21 protein-coding genes are annotated in these 15,339 nt (G+C 32.4%); 7 read left to right on the forward strand and 14 right to left on the reverse strand.

Features of this window, described 5'->3' with window-relative positions; all coding sequences use genetic code 11:
* Positions 1-6 precede the first annotated feature (6 nt).
* From ACTWP4_RS18510 to ACTWP4_RS18520, 3 genes are all read right to left on the reverse strand, one after another.
* Positions 7-909 (reverse strand): alpha/beta fold hydrolase, encoded by a 903-nt coding sequence (locus tag ACTWP4_RS18510; protein WP_443130265.1) that lies wholly within the window; start codon positions 907-909, stop codon positions 7-9.
* Positions 910-1,090: 181 nt separating this feature from the next.
* On the reverse strand, positions 1,091-1,636 hold the full coding sequence (gene lepB / locus ACTWP4_RS18515; RefSeq protein WP_443130266.1) for a signal peptidase I: 546 nt from the start codon (positions 1,634-1,636) through the stop codon (positions 1,091-1,093).
* 57 nt (positions 1,637-1,693) lie between these two features.
* Positions 1,694-2,362, reverse strand: a complete 669-nt coding sequence (locus ACTWP4_RS18520; RefSeq protein ID WP_443130267.1) for a TVP38/TMEM64 family protein — start codon at positions 2,360-2,362, stop codon at positions 1,694-1,696.
* A 188-nt stretch (positions 2,363-2,550) separates the two neighbouring features.
* Here ACTWP4_RS18520 and ACTWP4_RS18525 point away from each other — a divergent pair, with 188 nt between their 5' ends.
* The 5 genes from ACTWP4_RS18525 to ACTWP4_RS18545 all read left to right on the forward strand — a co-directional run bounded on the left by ACTWP4_RS18525 (position 2,551) and on the right by ACTWP4_RS18545 (position 4,934).
* Positions 2,551-2,946, forward strand: a complete 396-nt coding sequence (locus ACTWP4_RS18525) for a hypothetical protein (RefSeq protein ID WP_443130268.1) — start codon at positions 2,551-2,553, stop codon at positions 2,944-2,946.
* 195 nt (positions 2,947-3,141) lie between these two features.
* Positions 3,142-3,513, forward strand: a complete 372-nt coding sequence (locus tag ACTWP4_RS18530) for a hypothetical protein (RefSeq protein WP_443130269.1) — start codon at positions 3,142-3,144, stop codon at positions 3,511-3,513.
* Positions 3,500-3,997 carry an RNA polymerase sigma factor gene (locus tag ACTWP4_RS18535; RefSeq protein ID WP_443130270.1) on the forward strand — a complete coding sequence of 166 codons (498 nt, stop codon included), beginning with the start codon at positions 3,500-3,502 and terminating at the stop codon, positions 3,995-3,997. The genes ACTWP4_RS18530 and ACTWP4_RS18535 overlap by 14 nt, the downstream gene beginning before the upstream one ends.
* Entirely contained in the window at positions 3,990-4,217 is a 228-nt protein-coding gene (locus tag ACTWP4_RS18540; protein WP_443130271.1) for a hypothetical protein, read from the forward strand. The genes ACTWP4_RS18535 and ACTWP4_RS18540 overlap by 8 nt, the downstream gene beginning before the upstream one ends.
* Before the next feature lie 153 nt (positions 4,218-4,370).
* A complete protein-coding gene (locus ACTWP4_RS18545) occupies positions 4,371-4,934 on the forward strand; it encodes a hypothetical protein (RefSeq protein WP_443130272.1) in 564 nt (187 codons plus the stop codon).
* Between the two features lie 918 nt (positions 4,935-5,852).
* Here the strand turns inward: ACTWP4_RS18545 and ACTWP4_RS18550 are convergent.
* The 3 genes from ACTWP4_RS18550 to ACTWP4_RS18560 are packed head-to-tail and all read right to left on the reverse strand — an operon-like array spanning position 5,853 to position 7,573.
* Positions 5,853-6,587 carry a hypothetical protein gene (locus ACTWP4_RS18550; RefSeq protein WP_443130273.1) on the reverse strand — a complete coding sequence of 245 codons (735 nt, stop codon included), beginning with the start codon at positions 6,585-6,587 and terminating at the stop codon, positions 5,853-5,855.
* Positions 6,580-7,005 carry a hypothetical protein gene (locus tag ACTWP4_RS18555; protein WP_443130274.1) on the reverse strand — a complete coding sequence of 142 codons (426 nt, stop codon included), beginning with the start codon at positions 7,003-7,005 and terminating at the stop codon, positions 6,580-6,582. Before ACTWP4_RS18555 ends, ACTWP4_RS18550 begins: the two co-directional genes overlap by 8 nt.
* The gene (locus ACTWP4_RS18560) at positions 6,998-7,573 is read right to left on the reverse strand and encodes a hypothetical protein (RefSeq protein ID WP_443130275.1); all 576 of its coding nucleotides are present in this window, start codon (positions 7,571-7,573) and stop codon (positions 6,998-7,000) included. Before ACTWP4_RS18560 ends, ACTWP4_RS18555 begins: the two co-directional genes overlap by 8 nt.
* An 832-nt stretch (positions 7,574-8,405) precedes the next feature.
* Here ACTWP4_RS18560 and ACTWP4_RS18565 point away from each other — a divergent pair.
* Positions 8,406-8,609, forward strand: a complete 204-nt coding sequence (locus tag ACTWP4_RS18565) for a hypothetical protein (RefSeq protein WP_443130276.1) — start codon at positions 8,406-8,408, stop codon at positions 8,607-8,609.
* Positions 8,610-8,660: 51 nt separating this feature from the next.
* A complete protein-coding gene (locus tag ACTWP4_RS18570) occupies positions 8,661-8,966 on the forward strand; it encodes a hypothetical protein (RefSeq protein ID WP_443130277.1) in 306 nt (101 codons plus the stop codon).
* A gap of 98 nt (positions 8,967-9,064) precedes the next feature.
* Here the strand turns inward: ACTWP4_RS18570 and ACTWP4_RS18575 are convergent, their stop codons facing one another.
* The 8 genes from ACTWP4_RS18575 to ACTWP4_RS18610 all read right to left on the reverse strand — a co-directional run bounded on the left by ACTWP4_RS18575 (position 9,065) and on the right by ACTWP4_RS18610 (position 15,335).
* Positions 9,065-10,309, reverse strand: a complete 1,245-nt coding sequence (locus ACTWP4_RS18575; protein ID WP_443130278.1) for a M23 family metallopeptidase — start codon at positions 10,307-10,309, stop codon at positions 9,065-9,067.
* Between the two features lie 148 nt (positions 10,310-10,457).
* A complete protein-coding gene (locus ACTWP4_RS18580) occupies positions 10,458-11,030 on the reverse strand; it encodes a hypothetical protein (RefSeq protein WP_443130279.1) in 573 nt (190 codons plus the stop codon).
* A gap of 11 nt (positions 11,031-11,041) precedes the next feature.
* A complete protein-coding gene (locus ACTWP4_RS18585; protein WP_443130280.1) occupies positions 11,042-11,620 on the reverse strand; it encodes a hypothetical protein in 579 nt (192 codons plus the stop codon).
* A gap of 141 nt (positions 11,621-11,761) precedes the next feature.
* On the reverse strand, positions 11,762-13,267 hold the full coding sequence (locus ACTWP4_RS18590) for a peptidoglycan DD-metalloendopeptidase family protein (RefSeq protein WP_443130281.1): 1,506 nt from the start codon (positions 13,265-13,267) through the stop codon (positions 11,762-11,764).
* 195 nt (positions 13,268-13,462) lie between these two features.
* The gene (locus ACTWP4_RS18595) at positions 13,463-14,257 is read right to left on the reverse strand and encodes a M23 family metallopeptidase (protein ID WP_443130282.1); all 795 of its coding nucleotides are present in this window, start codon (positions 14,255-14,257) and stop codon (positions 13,463-13,465) included.
* 35 nt (positions 14,258-14,292) lie between these two features.
* The gene (locus ACTWP4_RS18600; protein ID WP_443130283.1) at positions 14,293-14,556 is read right to left on the reverse strand and encodes a phage holin family protein; all 264 of its coding nucleotides are present in this window, start codon (positions 14,554-14,556) and stop codon (positions 14,293-14,295) included.
* Positions 14,557-14,585: 29 nt separating this feature from the next.
* On the reverse strand, positions 14,586-14,891 hold the full coding sequence (locus tag ACTWP4_RS18605) for a hypothetical protein (protein WP_443130284.1): 306 nt from the start codon (positions 14,889-14,891) through the stop codon (positions 14,586-14,588).
* Positions 14,892-14,978: 87 nt separating this feature from the next.
* Complete coding sequence (locus tag ACTWP4_RS18610; protein ID WP_443130285.1) at positions 14,979-15,335, reverse strand: hypothetical protein; 357 nt, start codon at positions 15,333-15,335, stop codon at positions 14,979-14,981.
* Positions 15,336-15,339 lie beyond the last annotated feature (4 nt).

Consider the following 15,339-nt stretch of genomic DNA (forward strand, 5'->3'; position numbering starts at 1 on the left):
AGATTGCTAGATATAATTTTGCACCATATTTTCCTCACTATAATATTCTTCAAGAAACTTCCCTATTTCTTGATTCATTTTCACTAAATACTCTTCTGAAGGAAAATGGCCGATATCATAACTTTTAAATGCAATTAAATTTGAAATTATTTCTTGAGCTCGATTGTGTAATTTATTTTCAGGAAAAAATACGTCTTTTTTACCGGCCATCACTAACGTCGGTGCTTTATAATTTATTAATTCTTCTTTTTCTGTTAATTTAGGCATTTCTTGTTCTAATTTCACATATTTAAACACATCTCCGATTATTTCTTTATCGATATTTTTCATACTATAATCGGACATGTTATTTGCTATACTTTGAAGGCTTTTCTGTGATGAACTGAGGTTATAACGAAGAAGTGGGATTAAAATGTTTTTAATCATGCTAATTTTAGAACCTAGCTTGATTCCTGCCGGTGCTACTAGTACAGCACAATCGATTTTTTTAGGTAAAAATGTTGCTAAACGTAATATAATACCTCCACCATAAGACGGACCCATAAATGCACATCTATCGATTTGATAGTGATTCATTAATTCCTCAATCCAACGGGCAAAGCTTTGGTCTTTTGCTGACATTCTATTTTCGGCACTAAATCCTGGATGACCAATCGTATCTGGTGCGTAAATGCGGTATTGCTCTGCTAGTGGTGAAAACCATGACAAGGTCATTGGATTAATACAGTTACCGCCTTGCAAAATGAAAATAGGCTTGGCATTTGCTGGACCGGCCATAAGCACATGTGTGGTCCCAAAGCTAGTATCCACATATTCCCGTTCCACATCGAATGGGAGTGAGTCGAGGTATTTTTCGTATTTATCAGCTAATATTTGTTTACCTTCTTTACTTTTGTAGATGGATTTCATCTTTGCACCCCACATTTTATTCAATTGTAATTATCTATATTGATTTTTCGTAGGCCTCTAGCTTAACAATAGCAATGGATGGCCATCTCACTTCTATCATCTGTATTATAGCACAAAATTCCATAAATGAAGTCCACTCCAGAAATGGAAGTGGACTTCTAATTAAAGCGCTTACCTATTTTTAGTTAATAAATTGAAAGTTAAGCTCTGACATCGGCCAATAACGAATATCTACTTTTCCTACCACTGTTTCCTTCTCTACAAAACCAATATCCCTGCTGTCATAACTTTTCGTCCGGTTATCTCCTAATACAAACAATTTTCCTTCTGGTATAACTTCTTCACCGGTTATTTCTTCTAATGTAAAATCTTCTGTGAGTATCTCATTCGGTTTCCGATATGGATCTAAATATGGTTCCTCAATTGCTTCACCATTGATATACAACATATCATCTCGATAAGCAATATGATCGCCTGGTTTACCTATTACCCTTTTCACATAATCTTCTTTTTTATTCGCATGAAAAACAATCACATCAAAACGGTTGATATCCATTAAATCATATACCATTTTATTGACCATTAGCAAATTGCCATCATGTAGTGTTGGCTCCATTGACTTACCATTCACAACATAACTTGCAAATAAATAAGACCGGAAAAAGACTGCCAACACGAGAGCAACAACAACAATTCGCACAATCGACCAGATACGTTTCTTATCCATAGACCTTCCCTCCATAGGGACCCTCTTTATTACTAATTTACCCCCATTTGGAAAATTCTAATCCTTTTTACCTCCACTTTTTTCCTTATCTCTTTTTTGCAGGCGCTTCTCTATATATTTTCCTGCTATCCAGAGAATGGAGATTCCTATTGCTAATACTATGGTTTTCACAGGATTTTGTGCAAAGGAGACAATACTATCTCCGATGGAAGAAATGGTTAGAATCATCACACCTTTTCCTAATAATACGGCCAATACAAATTGGTAAAAGCCTACCCCTGAAATAGCAGCCACCAAATTAATTACCGCAGATGGGGAAAATGGAAAACATAGTAAAAGGAATAAAGGTCCGAATCCATGACGCTCTAACCAATTGGTTACTTTTGTGACCTGTTTATTTCTACTAATCCATTGCAATAGCCGGATATGCTTGAAACGACGAACTAGCATAAATACAGCAATTGCTCCAGAACTAGCTCCTGACCATGACAAAAGAAATCCCTCAACTAAACCATATGCCGCCGCATTTGTCATCACAAATACGATAACCGGTAAAAAGGGAAGAAATGATTCAATAAAAGGGAGTAAAAAACCAGGAATAGGACCTAAACTTTCATAGCTTTGCAATAAGAAGTTCATTAACTGTCCAAATTCATTTGCTTCGACTAGTTCTTTAATCTCTTCCACATCAATATTATCTAAATTACTTATATTATATGTAATCATACCTTGTTTAACTCCTTCAACTGACTAAAAAACATGAGTTATTCTCATTTTAATATTTTTTTCGCTGTTTTCCTAATCTTTCACATAAATCCTTGATTTTCTACCTAACTTTTTTACAATTTTGTTGCATTTTTTAAGGATTAAGCATATACTAGAACAAACGTTCCCTTTGGAGGAGGAAATGGAAAATGAGATATTTAAACGAACAAGAGTGGAAATTAGCATCACGTTTTCTATTTTTATCAATGGCCTTAACGGTTATTAAACATGATTTACAAAAAATGAATCAACTATCCCCTTTTAAAATAAATGAACCATATATTGCGTTATTAGAGAAGATGGAGAAAAACGCAACCGAAGAGCGAAGAAAGTTGCGAAAACAAATGCAGCAGGAGAAAATTAAAGTCGTCGCAGCAGAAAAGAATGATTCGTTCACTTCTTATTTATTCCTCTGCAAAGGTAAAGAGGAAAAACGCAATTACTTTAATCCAGCTATTCGTAAAAAAGTCGAGGTGATTTTTGAAGAATTACTGGAACACGCTCATGAATCAACGCCTTCTTCAAAAGAAAAAATACAATTATAAAGTGAGACTATGATCTTGACCCCCACTGATCATTAGCGAAACTTATCAGGGTGCTAGCGTCTGTTATCCCTAAACTTATCCTTGTTCTACTTGAAGCTTGAAGTGGGGGTCTTACAAGACGGTTAGCACCGTGATAAAAAAAACAGTGAACCTTTCATCTCCGTTAATGGTATAACTAGTAAAGGAGATGATCAAATGCAATTAGGTTTTATGATTAGTACGATTTTTTCGGTAGTGTTAGGTAGCGTGTTCGCTATCATCATTGCTACATTGAATAAAAAAGTTGTAAAGGATCGCCAGAAGAAAATTGATTTCAAAAAATCAGATATATACTTTTACTGGACTAGATGGGATTATGTCACGATTATATGTGCTGCTTATGCGTTTATCTGTATTGTTGGATTGGCTGTCTGTTTATTAATGGAGAAAACAATAGACAACAATTGGGTACAATTTTTCCTTCACCAAGCATTTATGTTTTCGTTGCTCTCATCAATATGGTTTATTACACGAATTGCTTATGTATTCAAAGGCATAAAAGAGCGGTGGTCTGATGAGTTCAAATGAGAATATCCTGGTGGAAGAACTATTTACCACCTATCATAAACAAATTTATCAATTCATCTACCGTTATACACAGGATGAAACGTTGAGCCATGACATCGTACAGGATACCTTTATTAAGTTTCACAAATATGCAGATGACTATGCCCCTTCTAAGTCCCATATTCGCACTTTTTTGTTCCGAATCGCTTATCAATTAACAATGACTAAACTAAAAAGGCAAAGCAAACTACAAAAGTTATTACCGTTTTTATATGAACCGAACCAGACAGAACCTATATCACTGGAAGAGAAAATCTCTATTCGCACCGCTCTAAAGCAATTACCACTTGAACAAAGGTCTGTTATTATTTTTTCTTATTATCACGGTTTAAGTCAACTTGAGATAGCGGATATTTTGCAAATCCCTGTTGGAACAGTAAAATCAAGAATGCATGTAGCATTAAAAAAGCTGAAGGTTATATTGGAGGTTAATGATAATGAATGAGCATGAGATTCCTGAAGAATTGAAGCAAAAATTAGATAAATTTGAAGTAGATGTTCCAAATATTCCATTCAAAAAATCATTATCTCAACGAATCGCAAACTGGCTTTATGCACCGGCGAAAAACCCAGCAGATTTAATCTCTAAACACTGGACACCCATAAGAATAGCATTGTTTCCCATTATGATTTTATTATGCTCCTTACCTTTAATGTTCTTTTAGAGAACTTACCATTAGATTCAATTTACTCGTTAATGCTAACGGGCAGTAACATTAAGAAGAAATAAAATAATCTCTGTATTAATGTCCTAATCAAGGAAACATTAAGATAAGATTTGATGTCGAATACTGTAAATAAGTTCAGGAGGGCATTGTATGGAATATAGGGAATATTGGGAACAGATATATGAAAAGAGTGAAGAGTTAAATTCGATAATATCTTCTTATTGGAGTAATTATTCCAATATGGGAACATGGCAGTTTTGGGTTGTACTTTCTTTATTGATATTTCCCCTATTCTTGCTCTACATTACAGTAGATAGAAAAAGAATGTTTGAGTTGTTTTTCTTTGGGTACACAGCTCATATACTTTGGACATACGTTGATATTATGCTCGAAAGGTACGGTTATTTCGTTCACACATATTTTCTCATACCAGCATTGCCGATGGCACTAAGTATGACTGCTTCGGCACTTCCAGTAGGCTTCTTACTTATATATCAATATTGTACAAATAATAAGAAAAACTTCTATTTATATACTCTAATATTAAGTTTGGTGTTTGCATTTGGACTTGCAAGCTTAGAAGCCCATTTTGGATTGTTAAAATTTAATAAAGGAATGAATCAATTTTATTTATTCCTCATCGATATAGTAATAGCATTTGTTTCTTTTTGGTTTACAAAATTCATTAGAAGAAGCATAACTAATTCCAAATAGATACTGAATTAAGAGGGTATTAGTTGAAATAAAAGGAGCGCTTTCCACGGCGCTCCTTTTATTACTTCATATAATTTTTCAATAGTAATATACTTTACAAAAAGTATTTGCTAATTCGAATTTTGGTCCCCTTTTTGTAGATATCTGCTTGGAATAATTTATTGGGTTCTCGAAGCTTATCTCTTTTTATGCCATCTCGATTCTGCTATATGCTGGGAAGCCTCAAGGATATGCTCCATATTATATGCCATTTTCTTTTATTTTCTTATCCTTTCTAACGAAACAAAATTCATAGATTTAACTCGTGGACAGCAAATAAAATGGTATAACATTTTCTTTTATTTTTTTATCACGTGATATTTTTGTGATAATCACATTAAGATTCGGGGGTACAAATCAATTGAAAAATAGCTCATCTAAAAAGAAAATAACTTATAAAATTAGAAAAGTAACCTATGGAGATATGCCCAGAGAAAAAGCTTTTGAAAAGGCGTTAAAGCCTTATTTTCAAAACAAGGAAAAATAGGGAAGAGGGGGTTCTTTTGATATTGAAAGAATTGATTGAATCAGTCGTTAATAGTAAAGCAGTATTTTAAATGATTAATTTATACATAAAATTGGCAAAGAACACGCACACACTTTATTCTCATTTTATAAGGAGGCTATCATGCTTGCCTCCTTATAAACTAATCATGATATTAGTATGTAAATTGCCTTTGCAATTTTGGTCATAGACATTTGTAATGTTGTGTATCTTTATTTCGCACTATACAAAGCTGTCTATTCTATTAAAATATTGAAAAATATCATGGAAGTTTTATATTATAATAGCATAACAAATAGTTAGTGCTTTTTGAATAATACAAAAACAGGCAAAACTATTTAAATCTTAAAATCTTTAAAAAATATAAACTATTATTATGAAACCATTATAGAAATCAAATTTTTTACTGAATAGTTTTGATATCCCTTTGGTAAAGGTTTAATAGGATCAACTATCGATAAAATATTTTTTTCTACCTTAATATACTCTTCGTCATTATTTTTATATTTAGTTAATTTAGATTCCACATAATCCATGTAATCTAATTTCTTTCGAAATTGCTTAGAGCGTACTGCATTGTTATAGTTTGCTTTACATTCAAAAAAATTAATATTATAGTCTCTTTGATTATATTCTACTACATCTACTAAGCAGTCCTTGCCTTTAAAGTTCTTAGTAATAAGATTTTTTCTTTTATGATAAAAAACAGGTTCATGGTAAAGAGAGTTTTTATTTGTTTTCAATATGTATACAGTAAGATATTCTAGCAAATCCCCTCTAAATTTAAAAAATTCTTTCTTATTTTGGGATAATTTATATATTTCGTTAGAAATCTTATTAACTGTAATTTTTTTTATTTTTGTGTCTCTTTGAAGTTCAATTAACTCTACATTATCCTTTATAAAGTCGTAGAGTTCCTCTTTTTTAATATTATCGTGTATATTAATATCTCTTACTAAAATTGTTAACAACTCTATAACAGAATCATTGATATAAATTTTACCTCTATAATTAAAAAACCCAAAGAACCACTTATATTTTAAATTATAAAAACTCTTATGTTTTTTATTATAAATTTTAAGGTTTTTAACGTGTTTATTTCTATTCATTTTCCCAAAACCTCATAGGAAGTGGTATTTTTGGTATTTCCAATTCTAAACTTGTGGTCATTAATTCTTTTCGAATATATGGTTCAAGATAATATATCAATTCACTTTCTTCAACCTCAGAATTTTCATCTAGTATAGTATAGAAAATATTATATTTGAATGTTATATAAACATAAGGTTCGTCCTTATTAAATTTTTCAATTCCTTGGTTAAAATCATCGTTATGACTCTCTTTCTTTAATAATAGCTTAAAATCCAATAGTGCATTCTCAATATTTTTTTTATCTTTGTTCTTCTTTTTAGATATATTATAGTCAAGTCGCCCTTCGAATTTACCTTCACTTAATTCGTCTCTGGAATTACTATCGTACGACAAGGATTCTTTTACTATATTATTTATTTTAACAATCTTATTCATAATGTTTCCCCCTCCTATCAAAAATAACATTGTCGTCCGATTGATCGAAAGTTAACGGAAGCATAGTACTGTAAAGTGGTATTTCATTATCATCTATAAATATAGACTTAATATGACCTTCTTCATATTCCTCCCATTCATTTCGGTTTCTTTTAACGTCATTTAGTATATCACTGTAAAAATTATTGAGTATGTTTAAAACAGTCCCTAAATTGTTACTATTCAAATTCTCAATACGCTTAGAAATTATCTTATTACGAGTAGAAAAAACCTTGTGTAATTTATTTGTGTCTATCTCATAGTCACGTTTAAGGAATTTTAGTATAGAATCGTTCTTGTTTTCTACATATTCAGCAACAAATTTTGCCATATACTGATTTTCATCTTTTTCTATAATTGTACTGTCCATACTATTAATGCGATCTCTACTCTTTTCATCAGTTTTTACCTCTTCAAAAACCTTTTCTGTCTTATCTTTTAATTCATTATACTTAGACAAGACTTCTTTATAGTCTTCTACTATTCGTTGTTCATATTTTTCCTCAATAGCATAAGGGATGAAATGCATAGTATACCTCCTATCTCTATATTTTCCAAGTTTATTTTATTTTAGTCAATAAATATAAATAAATCAATGATTACATTCGAGGAATCCTTGATAATTAGAGTCCTATTGACAATAAATATTCTTATTTTAATCGCCAAGTTATTTTTATAAATAATAATAATCCATTTATATATATTTATATTATTATGCAATTATTAATAAAAAGTACCATTATTCTACCCTCCATTTCTTTTACAACAAGCGCCAGCTCATTTAATTCTTCATCAACTACAGTATATAAATATTGCTGTAATTTTTAGCATCAACCTTAGCCTCCATATCACATTGTTATTCCTACTAAGCTACCCTTTTTACAATGAAAAAACGAAAGCATGGGACACCTTTTATTTGTTTACGACGTAAACAGGAGATGTTATAATAATGCTATAGAAAGGAGGGAAACAATTGGAGGATATAAGAAATATAGTCCTCATCATCGCCGGTTTTATAGCCAGTATCAAGGGGCTACTTGATATTATAGACTGGATAAACGACGATAATAAGGACTAACATCTGAGGGGCTTTGCCCCTCTCCTACTAATAACATTATAACACAATGATATTAGTATTAATATCATTGTCAATATTAATATTAATTATATCCTCCATAATTATATGAAAAAAATAAACTCAACTGATTGGCTTGCTTTTATTTTAATGGTGATCTTATTATTAGAAATCGATTATTCTAATATGGGTATCATTAGTTGGATTGGATCGACTGTTGCGATTGTATGGTTTGTTTTATTTATTGTTCGATTAGTTTTATCAGAACGAAAGTGAGGTTTTATCGATGGTTGAAGGTCTACCCAAACTGTATTCAAAGGCTGACTTAGCAAGACGATGGGGAGTTAGTAGGCAAGTCGTCAAGAATTGGGAGTCTCGTCATGATAACTTTCCTGATCCTGCTATGTGGGTTCATGACGATAGCCTCCCTCTTTACTTAGAGGAAGATGTTTTGGAGTATGAGAAGGAAAGAAAAATTAGTAATGATTAATGGGCACTTTTAATATATTTCTTAAAAATATCGTGAAATGGAGGAGTAACAGTGAATGCAGAAGAAGTATGGCAAAGTTTAATAGTCGAAAGTTCTGAAAAGCCAATAGCACTAAAAACTAAAACAGGCCTAAATTTTAAATTAGTATCAAATGGAAAAGTTCTAATTGTACACAAATCAGAAATAAAACCTTCAAGTAAGATAAAAAGCCCTCGCGCTATTTATAAGGACAATTTTATAAAAGTATTTGATTACTACAATAAATGGTCAAATAATGAAAAAGGAATTAGTAAAGAAATTACCGCGATTACAGCAAACTCAGTTTATATAATGGCAGCTATAGCATATAAACATTAAAATGTTGAACCAACTGGAGTAATTTAGTATAAAATTTTAAGCCCAGGCTTTCCACACCTGGGCTTTGGTTAATTAGTAATAGATATGCAATAACCTAACTACAAGGAGTCAATATAAACTCCTCGACTGTATTTCGCCGCGAAATCCTCAGCGTTTGATTCTAGGTGAAATTTAGCAATAATTGAATCATCGCTTGTTTTCTTTACAGCATATTTAAAATTACCTAAATCATCGCGTGCATACATTTCTTTCTTAGTAACACTATCAATAACTACTGTATGCGCCCAATCATTGGAATATCTTTTAGCAGCAGACAAGAAACTAAAGGTTGTTAGTTTTCCATGAACTGAATGATGCACTTCGTATTGAAGACCATTTGCATCAGGGTGTTGGGCTATTTGTTCACCCGTAGACTTTTCAATAGTTATTGTATCAGGTGTATTATTCATTAAAGCTCTTGCTAAGTAATCAAAGTGGAATTCACCTTTAACACCTTGAGTAATATGATATACTTCGTATCGGGTATCGCCCATATTAGGATGAACATATACTTGTTGAAGGGTAATGGAATTCCTTACAACAGTGTGAGCATAATTATTACTGTATTCAATTGCATTTTGCTTGATAGAAAACGAAGCCAAGTGCTTATGTAAAGAGTGAAAAACACCATAATTATCTTGGTTTAATCCATTTACAAAAACTTGTTTACCATCACTTGTTCTGATAACTGCTGTATGGTCCCAATCTAACGAATATTCTTTGGCCGCTGCATACGTGCTGAATGAGTCCAGTAACCCCTCTGTGGCATGATAAACCTTATACGCATCTCCTTCATCACTATCAAATCTTGAATCATAATCACCATTTAACACTTTTAATGGATCAACAGAATTACTTTTAGACCAAGAACCAAAATGAACTTCAAAATGAAGATGCTTTCCAGTTGACTGACCAGTACTTCCCATGTATCCAATAATTTCTCCCTTTTGTACTGTCTCACCAACTGAAACTGATCTAGAACTCATATGTGCATATAAAGTCTCAGTAACTCCATCCCCAAGGTCGTGTCTTAGAACTATTACATTCCCATAATTATTAAAGTTTCCAGAATAACCAAAATGTGATACTCTCACAACTCCATCTGCAGATGCTCTTATAGGAACAGACGAAGATCTATTAGCGATGTCAATCCCATGATGCATTTTTCCATCACGCATCCCGTAATCTGAAGTTAAACTCCCTTCCGCAGGCCATTCAAAAAATGTACTTGCAGCATTTATTGATGTTGGTAAAATCAGCAAGCTAAAGATAGTAAAAATAAGCACTTGAATAATCTTTTTCAATTAAACCCTCTCCTTTTCTTTAATAGATTAATAGTTACACTATTATAAAATTCAACATTTTTCTATAAATTCCTTTATTTTCTATAAATATTTTGTGATTTTATGTAAAAAAGCACCGGTTTGCCGGTGCTTTACAAATTCTCCTCGTTTATTGATTTATTATTTTAACAAATTCATCAATTGTTTTACCATTCATCCCTATAGAGTTGTTTGCTTGAGCTATTTTGTTATTATCTAACTCAAACTTACCACTTGGACCACCTACAATGATATATTTGTCACTTATACTACTCTTCTTCAAAAATAAAATGTACGACTTATCTATTTCTAATAATGGGTGGTTTTCGAAAAATACAGAAGAATTCCCATCCTGTTTGACAGTAATAGTATTGCTAGTTACATTAGAATTATCAATTAAGATTGTTTCTACATTCAAAGCATAATCACTGAACGGTACATTTCCGTCTTCATTATACTCATTTAAGATAGATTCAATATTCCCAAGTACAATTAATTCACTTTCTTCTACCAGCTGATCTATTTCAAAAGAAGGAAATGAAGCGCTCATTTCGATAACTTCTTCATTACTACTAGTTACTGAATTTGATTCACTGCTTTTATAATCATTCATAGGCATTTTTTCATCTGTAAAAAAAATTGAAACTAAAAATATGGTAGTCACAATAATAGCAGATGCAGTAAGTATTATTTTTTTATTCATATTTCTCCTCCTTAATACCTGTTATAGATATAATCTAGTCCCTCAATTTCTTTAGAATGTATATCCCTTACACCATTATCATAACCATACATAAGCTTATTACTATTAGCTGAATAGTATAAGTCTGCTAAACCAAAAACATGTCCTATTTCATGGGCTGCGATAGTAGACCATGAATTTGCAGTATATAACTTGTCATTGTTAAATTGTATTACCCACCTGGTTGGATGATCGTTACTTATACCGTAAAAAATTCTCCTTGCAACCCATCCCGCATCTGGATGGGAACTATCAGTAACATAATTATCAGTTTCTGACCTAGTAGTTTTATATAGATGGAATTTATTTTGTGATTCTTGTTCGAATTTTGCCTCTCCATTCCTAAAATGAGTTAACCATAAATCAGAAGAGGTAGCATCAAAGTAGTATGTATTATACGTTCCCCAGTGAGACCCTACATATTTCCATCCATCTAATTCACTTCCTTGTTCAGGTAAGTCATGTGCATTGACCTCAGATTGAAATACACTAATAGAGGTAAAAATAATTGCCATACTAAATAAAACTTTTGTTAAAACTTTCTTTACCACAAAACCAACACCTTTCTATAAAATTAAAATTTTAACTCTATAAATCTATTTCTACATTTTTTTGTTAATTACTTCAAAAAATAACAAATATTTTATTTTTCGCAATGTAAGGACCAGTTTTCTACACCGGTCCTTTAGTCATTAGAAATCTATATAATTTTCCGGATTCAATCCTCCATGATAATCCCAATCACCTCCATGAACTTCAAAATGTAAATGTTGACCACTGCTATCACCAGTGTTACCCATGTAGCCCAATGTTTGTCCTTGACTTACTGTTTGTCCAAGTGACACTTGAAGATTACTACGCATATGTGCATAAACAGTAGTAAGATTTAAGCTGGGATGGTAAACATATACAACATAACCATAACTGCTTGAATAATTTGCTCGTTCAACAGTTCCATCTGCTGAAGCCAAAATTTTAGCTGTTCCATCTTGATCTAAATCAATACCATAATGAAAGCCACCACTTCTTGAACCATAACGACTATTAATGTCGTAACTGCCTTCTAGTGGTACAATAAGCGAACTAGAACCTCCAGACCCATCATAATAAACCCATAAATTACCAAAACTAGAAGTTTCAAATTCATACCAGTTACCAGTCTTCGCAGTTATATTAACTGTTTGCGAAGAAAAACTGGATACCCTCGTTGATGAGGTAGTTGGAGCTTCGTATCCATTAAAACGATATGGTATACTTAAACTTCCTAAATTCGGGTTATGATACATCCACTTATCACCGTATGTTTCTGTATGAATCAAATACCAATAGTTACCGCTTTTTTCTACAACTCGAACTGTTTGGGCATCATAAGTAAATAATGCACCCGATGAGAATGATGTTGTATCATAAATGGTAAATTTATGAGGAATAGATACTTTGTCATAATAAATCCATGCTAATCCGTATTTAGTAGTTTCGATTTGATAGAAATTCCCATGCTGCGCTGTTACTTGTACTGTTTGTGGATCAAAACTATGTACATAATCAGATGTAAAAGATGGACTCTCAAATGCTTTTACTCTATAATCCAATTCTTTACTTCCCAAATTGGGATTATGATACATCCACTTATCACCGTATGTTTCTGTATGAATCAAATACCAATAGTTACCGCTTTTTTCTACAACTCGAACTGTTTGGGCGTCATAAGTAAATAATGCACCCGATGAAAATGATGTTGTATCATAAATGGTAAATTTATGAGGGATAGATACTTTGTCATAATAAATCCATGCTAATCCATAATTAGTAGTTTCGATTTGATAGAAATTCCCGTGCTGTGCTGTTACTTGTACTGTCTGTGGATCAAAACTATGTACATAATCTGAAGAAAAAGAAGGACTCTCAAATGCTTTTACTCTATAATCCAATTCTTTACTTCCTAAATTGGGATTATAATAAACCCATTTATTCCCATGTTTTGCCGTTTCAATTTGATACCAATAACTACCTTGTGTTTGGATAACTGTAACTGTTTGCGAGTCGAATTCAGCAACTTTTTTTGATGTTAAACTCGGACTTTCATACGCTGCAAACCTATGAGGAATTGATAAATTAGTATCTGCATAAGCAAAAGTTGGATAAATAAAAATACCTACCATTAGTAACAAAAATAATGCGAATATAAATTTCTTCATGTTCCACTCTCCTCTAATTTTTTAGTGCAATATACATATTCTACAAAAAATTACTTTTTCCTTTATTTTTTTCAAATAAATTGTCAATTAATAAGTCTATATCCCTATAAAGATAACTAATAAAGTTGAACCCCGCTAATATACGGGGTTTTTGTAGCTTTATATAATTAAACAATTTGTCTATTTACTAGTTAATTAAAATGTTCCTTTACACAACCGTTTCTGCAACTCTGATACCATCAAAGATGGTTTACTAACCTTCCCGTCGATAGGTGTATTCAGATAATTTTGTAGCCCACTGACTGTATTAGGACCTAGATAACCATCTGCATTACAATTTATTTTCTTTTGTAAAGCACGAATTACTAAGCTGCCACCTCTTCCAAATGTGATACCAGAAACAATTTTTTCTGTGACAGCATTCCGAAATTGGTCACTTATTACACCATCCTCAACTGTCCCTAATGCTTCTTGTAACGCTCTTGTTGTCCTGGTTCCCCAATATCCATCTACAACTAGATCAGTTTTCCTGGATGACGAATTACTAGATACATTAAAACTATCAACATAACAAGTGGGCTCTACACAATTATTTTTCCTATCAGCTATCCAGCCATAACTAGGTGACGTGCTCTTACGGATTTCATAATGCAAATGCGAACCTGTAACATTACCAGTTGCGCCTTGATAACCAATAATGTCACATTCATTAACTCGCTGTCCTTTTCTCACTGCAACACTATCAAAGTGAGCGTATAAATGCCCTCGGCCATTGTGATCTTTTATAAATACAACTGTGCCATAGCCACCCAAACCAGTACCACTTTTACCTGGTCCTGCATAAAGGACTTCCCCTGGAACAAACGCTTCAATAGGTGCTTTGTGACTTTTAACTAGATCAATGCCCGTGTGAAACTTTCTACCGCCATATATAGGATGGTTTCTCCAACCAAAATCACTTGTAATCCGATAACCTCTCCATGTTGCCATATCAATATTCCTCCTTATTATTTATGGACACTGTATTAAGCAGCATCCTTCTTCTGTGTTTGTTTAATTAATTGATGTGCCAATACTGCTAAACCAGCTACAATCACACCTTGAATGAAAGCATCTATTGTTAAACCAAGTACAAATACAGCCACTACTACTCCTAAAATAAGCAAAGTCCAAACGATTAACCAATCCGGAAATTTTGGAGTTCTTTTTAAAAACAATCCTATTATCCATAACACTGCGACTACAATTGACATTTCTTCTGTTACATATTCTAATAATTGATTTTCCATCTGTATCCACCCTTCAATGCAAAATAAATTCAGCCCTTTTCAGGACTGAAATAATCGATTCTTTTGTGCGCTTGCTTAGCCGATTCTTCAACTCTTGTAAGTCGTTCAGACATTTCTCGTACAACTTTTTCATTTGCTCTCAAATCGACTTTAATATCATCCACCCCTCTACTAATATAAAGAAGAGATGTTCGCAATTCGCCATCTTCTCTGCTTTCTGATTTGATGCTGTTATCTGATTGCAACTTCTGTCTTTGCTTGTTTAGTAGGTAGCCCATAAAAGCAATAATTAGAGATAGTGTTGCAATGATAATAGTTATAGTATCACCACTCATAATTAACCTCCTTGAAGCATCAATCAACTTTGTTAATGGTTTTCACCATACGCATCACCCCTTTCAATATATAAAAAAGACAACGGATTATTTTCCGTTGTCTTTTTTAGCACTCTTTTTCTTATTCTCTTCTTTCTTCACATGCTCTTTTACTGCATCTTCTGTTTTGGTGACCTTATTATGTTCTTTCTTTTCTTCCTTTTTATCATTTAACTTTTTAAGTTGATTTTCTAAATGATTTACTTTCTTTTGCAGTTCCTCTTTTTCGTTTTGTTTTTGTTGATTCGATTCTCTCAATGCTTGGTTTTCTTGGCTCAAGTCCATAACTTGAACATTTAAAATAGCATTTTCCTTATTGATATCTCTAATGATATTGCTATTTTTCTGATTTAATACTTCTATCACTTTGTTGCTGTCTACCGTATTCTTTTGTTGTTGTACCATAATC

It is taken from the genome of Gracilibacillus sp. D59 (assembly GCF_052246695.1).
GTDB lineage: Bacteria > Bacillota > Bacilli > Bacillales > Amphibacillaceae > Gracilibacillus.

Coding starts and splice junctions, on each gene's coding strand:
- ACTWP4_RS18510 (WP_443130265.1), bottom strand. CDS start 909: ATGAAATCCATCTACAAAAGTAAAGAAGGTAAACAAATATTAGCTGAT.
- ACTWP4_RS18560 (WP_443130275.1), bottom strand. CDS start 7,573: ATGCATTTCATCCCTTATGCTATTGAGGAAAAATATGAACAACGAATA.
- ACTWP4_RS18595 (WP_443130282.1), bottom strand. CDS start 14,257: ATGGCAACATGGAGAGGTTATCGGATTACAAGTGATTTTGGTTGGAGA.
- ACTWP4_RS18520 (WP_443130267.1), bottom strand. CDS start 2,362: ATGATTACATATAATATAAGTAATTTAGATAATATTGATGTGGAAGAG.
- ACTWP4_RS18555 (WP_443130274.1), bottom strand. CDS start 7,005: ATGAATAAGATTGTTAAAATAAATAATATAGTAAAAGAATCCTTGTCG.
- ACTWP4_RS18525 (WP_443130268.1), top strand. CDS start 2,551: ATGAGATATTTAAACGAACAAGAGTGGAAATTAGCATCACGTTTTCTA.
- ACTWP4_RS18550 (WP_443130273.1), bottom strand. CDS start 6,587: ATGAATAGAAATAAACACGTTAAAAACCTTAAAATTTATAATAAAAAA.
- ACTWP4_RS18545 (WP_443130272.1), top strand. CDS start 4,371: ATGGAATATAGGGAATATTGGGAACAGATATATGAAAAGAGTGAAGAG.
- ACTWP4_RS18535 (WP_443130270.1), top strand. CDS start 3,500: ATGAGTTCAAATGAGAATATCCTGGTGGAAGAACTATTTACCACCTAT.
- ACTWP4_RS18580 (WP_443130279.1), bottom strand. CDS start 11,030: ATGAATAAAAAAATAATACTTACTGCATCTGCTATTATTGTGACTACC.
- ACTWP4_RS18540 (WP_443130271.1), top strand. CDS start 3,990: ATGAATGAGCATGAGATTCCTGAAGAATTGAAGCAAAAATTAGATAAA.
- ACTWP4_RS18610 (WP_443130285.1), bottom strand. CDS start 15,335: ATGGTACAACAACAAAAGAATACGGTAGACAGCAACAAAGTGATAGAA.
- ACTWP4_RS18590 (WP_443130281.1), bottom strand. CDS start 13,267: ATGAAGAAATTTATATTCGCATTATTTTTGTTACTAATGGTAGGTATT.
- lepB (WP_443130266.1), bottom strand. CDS start 1,636: ATGGATAAGAAACGTATCTGGTCGATTGTGCGAATTGTTGTTGTTGCT.
- ACTWP4_RS18600 (WP_443130283.1), bottom strand. CDS start 14,556: ATGGAAAATCAATTATTAGAATATGTAACAGAAGAAATGTCAATTGTA.
- ACTWP4_RS18530 (WP_443130269.1), top strand. CDS start 3,142: ATGCAATTAGGTTTTATGATTAGTACGATTTTTTCGGTAGTGTTAGGT.
- ACTWP4_RS18605 (WP_443130284.1), bottom strand. CDS start 14,891: ATGAGTGGTGATACTATAACTATTATCATTGCAACACTATCTCTAATT.
- ACTWP4_RS18565 (WP_443130276.1), top strand. CDS start 8,406: ATGGTTGAAGGTCTACCCAAACTGTATTCAAAGGCTGACTTAGCAAGA.